Here is a 12408-nt window from a genome sequence, read left to right as displayed (position 1 = left end):
GGTTTAAAAGGAATTGAGGCATTATGGCTTACAGTACTTTTAACCAAAAAAAGAATGACCAATTGAAGGAACCAATGTTCCTAGGTCAATCAGTAAACGTTGCACGTTACGACCAACAAAAGTTTGAGATTTTCGAAAAACTTATCGAGAAACAACTTTCTTTCTTCTGGCGTCCAGAAGAAGTAGACGTATCTAGCGACCGTATCGATTACAACAAACTGCCAGATCACGAGAAGCACATCTTCATCTCTAACTTGAAGTACCAAACGCTTCTTGACTCTATCCAAGGCCGCAGCCCTAACGTGGCACTGCTGCCGCTTGTGTCTCTGCCAGAACTAGAGACTTGGATTGAGACTTGGTCTTTCTCTGAAACGATTCACTCTCGTTCTTACACACACATTATTCGTAACATCGTGAACGACCCTGCGGTGGTGTTTGATGATATCGTTGAGAACGAGCACATTCTGAAGCGTGCAAAAGACATCGCGCACTACTACGACGATTTGATTCAAGCGACGAATGATTACCATCGCTACGGTGAAGGTGAGCATGTCCTTAACGGTGAAACGGTTAAGGTTAGTCTGTACGATCTTAAGAAGAAGCTGTACATCTGTCTGATGTCTGTTAACGCATTAGAAGCTATTCGTTTTTACGTAAGTTTCGCATGCTCTTTCGCTTTCGCAGAACGCGAACTAATGGAAGGTAACGCGAAAATCATCAAGCTGATCGCTCGTGACGAAGCACTTCACTTAAACGGCACGCAGCACATGATCAACCTGCTACGTAACGGTCAAGATGACTTCACTTTCATGCAAATCGCAGAAGAGGCAAAACAGGACTGTTTTGACCTATTCAAAGAAGCGGCTGAGCAAGAAAAAGAGTGGGCAGAGTATCTATTCAAAGATGGCTCTATGATCGGTCTAAACAAAGATATCCTAAGCCAATACGTTGAATACATCACAAATATTCGTATGCAAGCGGTAGGTCTACCAGCAGCGTATCCAGAAGCAACAACTAACCCAATTCCATGGATTAACGCTTGGTTGTCTTCAGATAACGTTCAAGTTGCGCCTCAAGAAGCAGAAATCTCTTCTTACCTTGTGGGTCAAATTGACAATGAAGTTCGCGCAGATGACTTCGAAGGATTCGAGCTGTAATGGCAACACTCAAAATCAACAAACTGATCAGCATTGAATCCAACCCTTCCAATACGATTTTGGAAACAATGGAGCAAGCTGGCCTATTACCAGAATACAACTGCCGTGATGGGCACTGCGGCGCCTGTCGCTGCAAATTGGAGTCTGGTGAAGTGGAGTATGTTGGTTTTGCCATGGCTTACACACAAAGTGATGAAATATTACCTTGTATCTGTAAAGCAAAATCAGATTTGTCACTTAGCGGCGTTAACTACGCGATGAAAGAAAAGCAGCGCGCATAACGTTGACTCGACGGTATAAAATGCAAAAGCCAAGGTAATCACCTTGGCTTTTTTGTCTCTGTGTTTTGTCTCTCAGACTACTGTATAGAGCTTTGGTTATAAAGCACTGCTCGGGAGGTGCATCTCTTTAACTTTCTCTAAAAATGCATAATGCGCAAACATCGGTTTACGTTCTAGGTAGCGACGCAACAAGTCTAGTGCTGCCGTGCTGATCACTTTAACTTGATCATTGCGCTGATACTTTTTCGAGAGTTTATATAATGCTCCCCACTCGCCTGACGGTGTCGATAAAGCGACGGAAAAAACACCCTCTTCAATATGGCCAGTAACGAGTGATAAATCCGTCCCACACTTCTCTCGCGTAGCGCCAGCCAGAGCAAACGTCTCTGCTAATGGATCTCCGCTGTTGGCCATCGCTTGAGTCAGGCTCGGTAGTATCCAACCATGCCCTAGTTGCTTTTCAGCGTTTTCATCACCGTTTAGCCAGTACGTTAAGTATCCTCCGCTACTTTTTTCGGAGGTCGACACTGTTAGTCCTTTATCGACCAACAACTGGCCGACATTTTCAACCATAGGTAAATCAATACTAACGGTATTACTCTCAAGGTGTTTATTAATTATCTGTACGAGTTTCAAACGCTGTTCAAGCTGATCTGAAGGACCAAAAAGTTTCACTTCAATAAAAGGCAAGTAAGAGCGATACCCTAGCTCATAGCCTTGAGGAAGTTTTAGCTGATCTAGCTTATCTGAAATACCGGATTCAGACAGACCAAACGTGTAGATTCGGCTACAACATGAACCTTGCACATCTGGAAACACTCTTCTCAGATCGGGAAGAATTTGCGTCTCTGCCATGAGCTTAAATTCACTTGGTACCCCCGGTGTGAAATAAAAAATGGCATCATTAATCAGCATTTTGAAACCGCAAGCAGTGCCTATCGGGTTGTCCAATATCTCTGCTGTTTCTGGCAGCATCGCTTGCTTTAAATTACTGTCCGGCATAGGGATGCCACGTCGAGCATACAAACTTTCTAGATGCTGCAACCACTCTTTGAATAGCACCAGTTTACAATCGGCGGCTCTCGCGGCGGCGGCGGCACTCATGTCATCCGTTGTAGGGCCTAAACCACCATTAACAATAACCACATCGTTGTTAAAGCTGAGCATTAAAAACTCTTCAACCAAACTCGATAGGCTATCACCAACCGTTGAGCGCTTTGTTAAGCCAAATCCATGTTGATAAAACAGGCTAGACAACCATGCCGCATTAGTATCAACAATATCACCGTGGAGGACTTCCTCACCAGTACTAAGCATTGCTATTTTCACAACTGACTCCTGAACGTAAGCACAATCCTATTTTCGTTATAGCGCTTATTTTTCTTTTTATTTGGACAAATCTCGCCGAGGTTTGTTGGGACTAAATAAGGGTCAAGTGTTTAAATGATTGATGTTTTGAGGGATAATTACGAGCCCGAACATACACCATTAACTCGGAGACCTTTGTGTCAAAATCATCCATGTTCAAGACGACTCTAACAGGCCTTTGCTTGGCTTCGTCAGCGCTTGCGCACGCAAGTCACTATGACCTAAGCCGTCATACAGAGTTTTCTTACACACCTGATTGTTTGTCAGGTTACTGCGAAACGACGACTCTGTACACCTTCGAGGCTCAAAATCGCGGTGTTATGTATGAACAGAATAATGATGATTCGCTAAACCTTGACGCAGGGCTTCAGCCTAAACATCTCATCATCCCTCAAGATAAAGACTGGGATTATCTGATGGGTCAAACCTACACCATTCTAGGTCTCAGTATCGCGACCGTAGGCATGATGACTTTTCTTCCAGAAAGTATCACCAAATGGGACGAAGAAGACCGAGACATGAGTAAGTTGGGGCAAAAGTGGAAAGATAATGTCTCTGACGGCCCCGTTTGGGATCGCGATGAACATGTCCTCAACTACATCATGCACCCATATTTTGGCGGCGTTTACTACACGGCAGCACGTCACGCTGGCTATAATGAATTTCAGTCGTTTTTGTACTCCGCAACTATGTCGACGTTCTTTTGGGAGTATGGCGTGGAGGCGTTCGCAGAAGTACCATCTTGGCAGGATATTTTTATCACACCATTCTTTGGTGCTGTTGTTGGTGAAATGATGTTAACGGCTGAGCAAGACATTATTGCAAACGGCGGCGAAGTTATGGGCTCTGAAACCGCAGGTGATGTTTCGCTCTTCTTCTTAAACCCTGTTGGACATATTCATTATTGGGTAACTGATGCATGGGGCGGTAGTGCAGAACTACAATTCAATTCATCACCTTGGTTTGGAAACCAAGATGTTGCAAAATTCGCCATGGACGCAGGCGCAAACTACGACAGTCAATTTTATGGTGTCGAGTTAAAAGTAACCTTCTAATCCTAAGTTGATACTCGGTAAAAAGCAGCCTTACGATGGCTGCTTTTTTGTGCTCTGAACATTGTTTTAATTATTTGCATCACGAATTAGTGTTAAAAATTGACTTTCATCAAACATTACCCGCCCTTAGCACCTACACTAAATAAAAGGATTTATTCCAATAACTTAAGTAGCACGTTTATTCGTACTGCGTCCAAACCTTGATTCCAGGAGGGGACATTATGAACACCGTATTTATTGTTAATTTTGTCGGACAAGCGTCACCCGCCACGATTAAAGAGCTCGCTGCAATCACACACGAAAACGGCGGGAAATGGCTGATCAGCAAAGTAAACTTTATCGAAGACCAAGTTGCAGGTGTCATCAAAGTAGAGCTTCCAAGAGAAAATGCCGACATCGTTAAACAAGCGTTCTCTTCTTGTCAGACTCTTGTTGTTAGGTTCGTCGACTCTGAGCCTCACTCATATCGTGAAGACACTATCTTCCAACTTCGTTTAGATGCCAACGATAGAGCGGGTATTGTGAATGAAATTACTCACGTTCTCGATAATCAAGGTATCTCAATTTTAGATATGGATTGTCAGCGTGTATTCATTGCAGGAGGCGGAGGGGTAAGCTCTAGCTTATTCAGCGCTAAAATGGCGATAAAACTACCTAGCGAGCTAGAAATTGAAGACATAGCCAATGAGTTAGAATCTCTGAGTGAAGACACTCGTGTAATTGTAGAAAGCTAACTGCATACCTTTAACGCTTCCCCAATAAAAAGAGCAGCAATTCAGCTGCTCTTTGTCGTTCTAATACTCAATACGTTTTATTTCACTGACCACTGAGACAGTGAACGTTTGAAATCAGAGTAGTCAAATTCATTCAGTTTTTGAATGTCACCATTCGAGCGTTCACAGTAGACCGACGGCATACGTAGACCGTTAAACCAGTTCAGTTTCACCATGGTGTAACCGGCACTATCTAGAATATGCAGACGCTGTCCTATCTCTAGAGGCTGTTCGAAGTTCGCCACGCAGAACTGGTCTCCAGCCAAACAAGAGCACGAGCCGATCACATACTCGTGTTCACCATTTTCAGATGCTTCAAGAATTGACGCTGGCTCATTGTAGATCAACGTATCTAAGCGGTGAGCTTCTGTGGCTGAATCGACAATCGCCGTCTTCTTTACGTTCTCAACGATATCAACCACAGTGACCACTAGGTCAGTCGTCTTGGTAATGATCGCTTCGCCCGGTTCTAGGTACATTTGCACGCCGTGTTTTTCAGCAAACGCTTTCAGCGCTAGGCCAAGCTTTTCGATGTCATAACCCGGCCATGTGAAGAACACGCCGCCACCCATGCTTACCCAGTCCAGCTTATCTAGGTACTCGCCAAACTGAGCTGAAATAGCATCGAGTAAACCGATAAACGCATCCACGTCTTTGTTCTCACAGTTCATGTGGAACATTACGCCATCAATACCATCAAAAATTTCCGGTTTGATGTGATCAGCCTGAACACCAAGACGAGAGAATTGACGCGCTGGGTTTGCTAAGTCTTGCCCTGCATAGCTCACACCAGGGTTCAGGCGCAAGCCAATCGATGCTTTACCTTCGACAATATGACGATAAGCCGCTAGCTGTGACTGAGAGTTAAAGATCATCTTGTCAGAGATGTCCGCCACATCGCGAACGTCATCTTCGCTGTAACCCACGCTGTATGCGTGTGTCTCACCACCAAACGTTTCGTAGCCAAGCTTCACTTCAAACGGGCCAGAACTTGTTGTTCCGTCTAGGTAAGGCTTGATGATGTCGAATACACCCCATGTTGAGAAGCACTTCAGTGCTAATACAAGCTTCACACCAGAGATGTCTTTTAGCTGTTTTGCTTTCTCTAGGTTCTCAATCAGCTTGTCTTCATTGATCATGAAGTATGGCGTTTTTAGTTCGTTTTGTTGCATTTTGATACCTTACGTCCCTTCGCCTTAGCAAAGGCACTATAAAATCGAACAAAGCCGACGCAAGTGCATCGGCTTAAACGTACAAATAAGAGTCGCTAAATTCTTACTTCAATTTATGGATAACAGGTTGTCCTGGCTCCAGTTCTTGAACATGCCAATCTAGACCAATAGATGGCATGGTTTCTAGGAATGGGTCAGGATCTAGCTGCTCCATGTTGAACACGCCTTTGTCTGCCCATTTGCCACGGAAGAACTGCAAAGCAGCAGTGATCGCAGGTACGCCAGTGGTGTATGAGATAGCTTGGTGTTCAACATCTTCGTATGCGACTTCGTGATCAGCGTTGTTGTAAATAAATACACTGCGCTCTTTGCCATCTTTCTTACCTTGAACCCAAGTACCGATACACGTTAGGCCAGTGTAGCCTGGTGCGAGAGATGTTGGATCTGGTAGTAGTGCTTTTAGCACGTGCAAAGGTTGAACAACCGTACCGTCGTGAAGCGTTAGTGGATCTGGGCTGAGTAGACCGATGTCGCGCATCACATTGAAGTAGTTTAGGTAACGGTCACCAAAGCCCATCCAGAATTCGATGCGTTTCGCCGGGATGAACTCTTGCATAGATCGAACTTCGTCGTGCGCCATTGAGTACACTTTGTGTGAACCACAATTCGGGAATTCAAACTCAAGCATACGTGAGTGACAAGGTACTTGTTTCCACTCGCCGTTTTCCCAGTAGAACGAATCGCCTTGAATCTCAAGCATGTTCGTTTCTGGATCAAAGTTAGTTGCGAACTTCTTACCGTGGTCGCCTGCGTTTACATCCATTACGTCGATAGTATCGATTTCATCGAACAGATGCTTCACTGCGTATGCGGCAAACACCGATACTACGCCCGGATCGAAGCCAGCACCAAGAATACCTGTAATGCCCGCTTCTTCAAACTTCTCACGGTAACCCCACTGCCAATCGTAAGCTTGAGGTACTTGTTGGCCTTCAGAGCACAAATCAACCGCAACAGATGTATCAAGGTATGACACTTTAGCTTGGTAACATGCTTCCATAATAGACATGTTCACCCAAGGAGGACCTGCGTTGATCACTAAGTCAGGTTGTACTTCTTTAATTAAAGCAACTAAAGAATCTACGTCGTCCGCGTTTACCGCTCGCGCTTCTAATTTCTTAGTTGAATCTTTCAGATTGTTTTTCTTCTGAATCGATTCGATGATTTTCTCACACTTACCTACGGTACGTGATGCGATTGTGATATCACCCAGAACGTCGTTGTTTTGTGCTGCTTTATGTGCAACTACCCAGCCAACGCCGCCTGCACCAATCTGTAGAATTGCCATAGTTTTCCGTTACCTTTATTAAACTAGCTCTGCCGCTAGCGTATTGATTTTTGAGAGCAAAGATTCAAAGTCCGCCGTCGTCAGACACGGGTTCAAAATCGTAAATTTCAATGCAGTTTTATCGTCGACAATGGTTTCACCCAATACCGCGATACCGCGTGTTAACGCTTCTAAGCGCAACGTTTTGTTCAGTTCATCAAGATCCGCTGATTCATGTGTCGCGCGGAACAGAACCGTAGATAGTGATGGTTCAGCCAACAACTCAAAGTGTTTGTTATCTCGAATCATGTCCGCCACTTCAAGCGTCTGTTCAAGCAAATGATCATACATATCGCCTAGGGCTTTTGGCCCTACGCTTTGCATCGTCATAAACACTTTGAGCGCATCAAAACGCTTAGTTGTCGCAATAGACTTATCCACCAAGTTCGGTAGTTCGTCGTGTTCGCGGTTCAAATAGTCTGCATGGTGAAGCAGGAATTTAAAGTTAGACTTGTCATTTACCAATAGCGCACCACAACTGATGGTTTGGTAAAACAGCTTATGGAAGTCTACGCTGATGGAATGTGCACGCTCACAACCTTTCAGACGCGCTTTTTGGCTACTTAGAATCAGAGCTCCACCGTATGCACCGTCGACGTGCATCCACATGTCATGTTTCGCTGCGATATCGGCGATAAAGTCTAAGTCATCAATAGCACCGTGGTCCGTTGTACCCGCTGTACCAACAATGGCAAATGGGATCAAACCTTCTGCTTTGGCCTGATTGAGAACTTCGTCTAATTTAGTGACATCCATCGTTCCATCGGCATTAGCATCGACGGTCATGACCGCTTTTTCACCCAATCCCATCCAAGAGGCTGATTTTTGAACCGTGAAGTGGGATTTTTTCGAACATACAATACGTAGCTTGTCTGCGTATTCAGGAAGGCCAAGCTTTTGAATTGAGTGTGCACTGAGTTTGTCAGCAATCCAATCTCGCGCAAGCATCAAACCCATTTGGTTACTTTGCGTACCGCCGCTCGTGAAGATACCGTCCGCTTTTTCACCTAACTCATATTTATCGCATAGCCAGTTCACAACTTTCTGTTCAACATAAGTCGCTGATGAAGCTTGATCCCATGAGTCCATCGACTGGTTCAAAGCCGCAATCATTGCCTCTGCCGCAATCGCTGGCATCAACGGTGGAGTATGTAGGTGAGCAATACAATCTGGATGTTGAGTAAAAATTGCGTTTTTCGCGACCAGCTCAGCAGCATCGTCGATAACGGTTTTAAGAGGCGCATTTCCATTATCAAGATCAACGTCGTGAATCGCTGCTTCCAATGCTTTTGGATCCATACCTGAATACGGTGCAGTCACTTGTTCAAACACTGACTTCATTACCGTAGTAGTGTGATTCATCACCGAAGCAAATTCATTGCTGCCCATCTCTCCAGTGTGGATGAAATGCTTCTTCCATTCATCTTGTGGCTGAGTTTCGATGTGACTACCGCCTGCGGCTAAAATCGCGTCTTCAAATACACGTAAAGCAAAGTCGATTTGTTCAAACGAGATGATAAGAGGAGGAAGGAAACGAATTACTGCACCTTCGCGTCCACCTTTCTCAACGATCAAGCCACGCTCAAGTGCTGCACGTTGAATAGAAAGTGTGAGTTCACTATCCGCTTGAGGTTCACCAAATTTATTGAGCTCACCGTCTGGATTTTTAATCTCCACGCCTAGCATCAAACCTTTGCCACGAACCTCTGCGATACAGTTCACACGCTTTTGAATACTTTCAAGGCCGTAGCGCAAGTACTGACCCGCAATATTGGCATGCTCAACAAGATTATCACGCTGGATAATTTCTAATGCTTTCGCACCAGAGACCATAGCTAGCTGGTTACCACGAAATGTACCTGTGTGCTCGCCCGGCTTCCATGTATCATGTTGCTTGTTGATAACCAATAGCGACATTGGTAAGCCACCACCAATTGCTTTTGATAAACACAGAATATCTGGAACAATGCCCGACTCTTCGAACGCGAAATTGTAGCCAGTTTTACCAACACCACACTGGATCTCATCGAAGATCAGTAAGATACCGTGTTCATCACAAATACGACGTAACTCTCGTAGCCAGAATGCTGGCGCAGGAACAACACCACCCTCACCTTGCACTGGCTCCACGATAATCGCTGCAGGCTTCATAATGCCTGACTCATCATCGTTTAAAAGACGATCGATATAGCGAATGCTTGCTTTCGCACCTTCGTCACCGCCAAGCCCAAAAGGACAACGCAGGTTGTATGGGAAAGGCATAAAGTGCACATCCGACATCAAACCAGTTCGACGAGCTTTCGTGCCTAAGTTACCCATCATCCCCATCGTACCATTAGTCATACCATGGTATGCGCCACGGAAGGCAAACATAGTGTTGCGACCGGTAGTCTGTTTCGCGAGCTTGATAGCAGCTTCAACCGCATCAGCTCCAGACGGGCCACAAAATTGGATAACGCTGTTCTCGCTTAACTCTTGAGGAAGAAAAGACTTAACAGATTGAATAAACGTCGTTTTTGCTGATGTTGCAATATCTAGCGTCTGATATGGCAGTCCTGAATCTAATTGCTCTTTCAGAGCTTGGTTTATTTCAGGATGGTTATACCCCAAAGCTAGAGTGCCTGCCCCCGCAAGGCAGTCTAGAAAGATCTGTCCACGCGTATCTTCAACCAAGCACCCAAAGGCTTGTTTAATTGCGATCGGCAAACGACGTGGATAAGAACGTACTTCAGATTCATGCTCAGCCTGATCAATCAATACTTGATCTGGCGTTAAGTCATACGTTCCCTCAACGATAGGAACCTGAGACGAAAAAATGTTTGCGATATTGCTATCGACTTCAAAGGCAGTGCTCATACTACATAATCCCTTGAATTATAATAATTCTATATCCTGTATTAATAATCATTAGAATGAAATTACAGGAGGTGTGAATACCCCTCCGCATTTGTCAGTGCATAAATGACAAATACAGATCATCCGCCACGATACTCGCGACTTTACATGTAAAAGGGATTAATCAAGGTTCTGTAATGCACCCGTTTTGTAAAACAGGACATTTCGGCAGTATGAAGCTGATTAGTGTGTGTTTATTCAAAGGTTTCAATGTTGGGTTTCCCATTAATATGCCGCGTTTACAGCATTAGTATCCCGTCTATCGACAAAAGGCTTTGCCGATACCTACCCTACGCAGTGTCACAATCAGCTTGAATGGTCACTACGCGTATCCCCCAGAGATCAAACGTTGTTAATTACGCTCCGAGATTGCGCGCGAATTTATCACAAAATAAAATCTTCTGGCAACGATTTTTCATATTAGTAACAGTGATGTAAATCACAACAAAACATACCCCATTGCAACTCACATGTTCATATTCATGAGCTATGCTTTTCTGCTTCTCTCAAACAGCTGTTATTTAAACAAATATTCTTGAGATATCATCACCTCATCTAAACAGAGGTTTAAGGTTGTGCTGCTTAATCGTAAAACATTCCTTTCTATATCCGGAACATTTAAAAAGATAGCATTCTCGTCACAGCTTTGCCTGGAGTAAGAGTGGTTATTCACCACAAGTGATGGTTTAAACATAGACTAGTAGGAATAGCTAAGATGTTTTGCAATGGCAGAATTAACAATCACTTGAGTCAATGAGACAAAGGGTTCGCTACTTAACGAAGTCTGTGACAGAAAAGAAGTTTGAGATTTTCAAAAAAATACGAAAAAGGCCTAACATTTTCATGTTAGGCCTTAAATCTGGAGCGACACACGAGGTTCGAACTCGTGACCTCAACCTTGGCAAGGTTGCGCTCTACCAACTGAGCTAGTGTCGCATTTAATATGAGATGGTGCCCCGGGCCGGACTTGAACCGGCACAACGCGAACGTCGAGGGATTTTAAATCCCTTGTGTCTACCAATTCCACCACCAGGGCACACAAATATTCTTTGTGATGCCTTTACAGAAAAGTAAAACACCATCTGATATCGCCAATGCCATATCAATAAAATTTGGAGCGACACACGAGGTTCGAACTCGTGACCTCAACCTTGGCAAGGTTGCGCTCTACCAACTGAGCTAGTGTCGCATTTTTCTCGAAAGCCATTTGCTATCAAAAGAATAATGGAGGCGCCTCCCGGAGTCGAACCGAGGTCCACGGATTTGCAATCCGCTGCATAGCCACTCTGCCAAGGCGCCTCATTTGTGAATAAAGCTAAGCTTTTTCACCACCCTTTCGAGCCGTGCTCTCTTGGGTACGGGATGCATTCTACGGATTCGAGCGATCGAGTCAACACTATTTTTATTTTTTTAAATCGTTTGACTAGAATTTGTGCGAAAGACGATGGATTGCTTAGTTTTAATACTAAAAATCGCTTAAATACACTTGTTTATCATAAAACTTTGGCTACGCCTTACACTGCTGGCCGTGCGTTGCGTGCATTGAAGCATTAATAATCAGAAGACTCGCCTCTCTAAGACTCTCTAAGGACAAAAACAAGACTTAGATCACAAATAGAACCCTATCGAAGCAAAAGCCCCAGATAAAAATTGCAAACATGGCCGTTAGCAAGCATTGAAAAGCGAGAGAAGCCAAAAAATGCTGTAGATTGCCTTAGATACAAAAAAGCAGGCTATTAAGCCTGCTTTCTAACATCAGAATTTAATGGTGCTCTTCATTCAACAGATCGTCTTTCGCAGCAGCCAAATATTGAATCATTGACCAATATGTCAAGAAAGTTGCCACATACAAGGCCGCAAAGCCTAGCCAAACCATCCATTCATCGTAACGCCATATCAACACCCATAAGGCGAACATTTGCGAAACAGTTTTTACTTTGCCAACCCAAGATACCGCAACACTTGCTCGCTTACCGATTTCAGCCATCCATTCTCGCAATGCTGAGATAATGATTTCTCGCGCAATCATCGTTACCGCAGGAATGGTCACCCAAATTGAATGATAATGTTCCGTGATTAGAATCAATGCCGTTGCCACTAGCACTTTATCAGCGACAGGATCAATAAACGCGCCAAAACGAGAAGTTTGACCAAGTTTACGGGCCAACATGCCGTCAAGCCAGTCAGTAAAACCCGCTACCCAAAACACCATTGCTGCTGCAAACGGTGCCCATGAATAAGGTAGATAAAAGACAACCACAAAAACAGGGATTAGGAACAGTCTAAGAAGAGACAGAATGTTCGGGATATTCAAACGCAT

The 12408-nt window shown here is 44.3% G+C and carries 9 protein-coding genes and 4 tRNA genes; 4 read left to right on the top strand and 9 right to left on the bottom strand.

Features of this window, described 5'->3' with window-relative positions; all coding sequences use genetic code 11:
* Positions 1 to 23: 23 nt before the first annotated feature.
* Entirely contained in the window at positions 24 to 1157 is a 1134-nt protein-coding gene (gene nrdB, locus R7D93_RS05785; protein ID WP_005376818.1) for a class Ia ribonucleoside-diphosphate reductase subunit beta, read from the top strand.
* Entirely contained in the window at positions 1157 to 1438 is a 282-nt protein-coding gene (yfaE, locus tag R7D93_RS05780) for a class I ribonucleotide reductase maintenance protein YfaE (protein WP_005376817.1), read from the top strand. The genes nrdB and yfaE overlap by 1 nt, the downstream gene beginning before the upstream one ends.
* A gap of 96 nt (positions 1439 to 1534) precedes the next feature.
* On the opposite strand, the gene R7D93_RS05775 is transcribed toward yfaE, so the two are convergent.
* Entirely contained in the window at positions 1535 to 2767 is a 1233-nt protein-coding gene (locus R7D93_RS05775) for a CinA family nicotinamide mononucleotide deamidase-related protein (protein WP_054577688.1), read from the bottom strand.
* A 191-nt stretch (positions 2768 to 2958) separates the two neighbouring features.
* On the opposite strand from R7D93_RS05775, the gene R7D93_RS05770 reads away from it, so the two are divergent.
* Both R7D93_RS05770 and R7D93_RS05765 read left to right on the top strand, forming a co-directional pair.
* On the top strand, positions 2959 to 3861 hold the full coding sequence (locus R7D93_RS05770; protein ID WP_005376815.1) for a DUF3943 domain-containing protein: 903 nt from the start codon (positions 2959 to 2961) through the stop codon (positions 3859 to 3861).
* Between the two features lie 221 nt (positions 3862 to 4082).
* Complete coding sequence (locus tag R7D93_RS05765) at positions 4083 to 4595, top strand: glycine cleavage system protein R (RefSeq protein WP_005376814.1); 513 nt, start codon at positions 4083 to 4085, stop codon at positions 4593 to 4595.
* Between the two features lie 77 nt (positions 4596 to 4672).
* Here R7D93_RS05765 and nspC read toward each other — a convergent pair whose 3' ends face one another.
* The 8 genes from nspC to pgsA form a co-directional block, all read right to left on the bottom strand.
* Entirely contained in the window at positions 4673 to 5806 is a 1134-nt protein-coding gene (nspC, locus tag R7D93_RS05760; RefSeq protein WP_053306579.1) for a carboxynorspermidine decarboxylase, read from the bottom strand.
* A 103-nt stretch (positions 5807 to 5909) separates the two neighbouring features.
* The gene (locus R7D93_RS05755) at positions 5910 to 7154 is read right to left on the bottom strand and encodes a carboxynorspermidine synthase (RefSeq protein ID WP_012841628.1); all 1245 of its coding nucleotides are present in this window, start codon (positions 7152 to 7154) and stop codon (positions 5910 to 5912) included.
* Between the two features lie 18 nt (positions 7155 to 7172).
* Entirely contained in the window at positions 7173 to 10049 is a 2877-nt protein-coding gene (locus R7D93_RS05750) for a pyridoxal phosphate-dependent class III aminotransferase (protein ID WP_154204453.1), read from the bottom strand.
* Positions 10050 to 10948: 899 nt separating this feature from the next.
* A tRNA-Gly gene (locus R7D93_RS05745) sits at positions 10949 to 11024 on the bottom strand.
* A 13-nt stretch (positions 11025 to 11037) separates the two neighbouring features.
* Positions 11038 to 11124 (bottom strand) — tRNA-Leu (locus R7D93_RS05740).
* Between the two features lie 77 nt (positions 11125 to 11201).
* Positions 11202 to 11277: transfer RNA gene (locus R7D93_RS05735), tRNA-Gly, on the bottom strand.
* 36 nt (positions 11278 to 11313) lie between these two features.
* Positions 11314 to 11387: transfer RNA gene (locus tag R7D93_RS05730), tRNA-Cys, on the bottom strand.
* A gap of 463 nt (positions 11388 to 11850) precedes the next feature.
* Complete coding sequence (gene pgsA / locus R7D93_RS05725) at positions 11851 to 12408, bottom strand: CDP-diacylglycerol--glycerol-3-phosphate 3-phosphatidyltransferase (protein WP_005394805.1); 558 nt, start codon at positions 12406 to 12408, stop codon at positions 11851 to 11853.

Origin of the sequence: Vibrio sp. YT-15 (assembly GCF_033337445.1) — a bacterium.
GTDB lineage: Bacteria > Pseudomonadota > Gammaproteobacteria > Enterobacterales > Vibrionaceae > Vibrio > Vibrio alginolyticus.
The sequence above is the reverse complement of the archived record's forward strand: the minus strand, read 5'-3'. Positions and strand labels throughout refer to the sequence as shown.

Excerpts from the sequence above, each read along its gene's own strand:
- nrdB (WP_005376818.1), top strand. The coding sequence starts at position 24 with ATGGCTTACAGTACTTTTAACCAAAAAAAGAATGACCAATTGAAGGAA.
- yfaE (WP_005376817.1), top strand. The coding sequence starts at position 1,157 with ATGGCAACACTCAAAATCAACAAACTGATCAGCATTGAATCCAACCCT.
- R7D93_RS05770 (WP_005376815.1), top strand. The coding sequence starts at position 2,959 with ATGTTCAAGACGACTCTAACAGGCCTTTGCTTGGCTTCGTCAGCGCTT.
- R7D93_RS05765 (WP_005376814.1), top strand. The coding sequence starts at position 4,083 with ATGAACACCGTATTTATTGTTAATTTTGTCGGACAAGCGTCACCCGCC.
- nspC (WP_053306579.1), bottom strand. The coding sequence starts at position 5,806 with ATGCAACAAAACGAACTAAAAACGCCATACTTCATGATCAATGAAGAC.
- R7D93_RS05755 (WP_012841628.1), bottom strand. The coding sequence starts at position 7,154 with ATGGCAATTCTACAGATTGGTGCAGGCGGCGTTGGCTGGGTAGTTGCA.
- R7D93_RS05750 (WP_154204453.1), bottom strand. The coding sequence starts at position 10,049 with ATGAGCACTGCCTTTGAAGTCGATAGCAATATCGCAAACATTTTTTCG.
- pgsA (WP_005394805.1), bottom strand. The coding sequence starts at position 12,408 with ATGCGTTTGAATATCCCGAACATTCTGTCTCTTCTTAGACTGTTCCTA.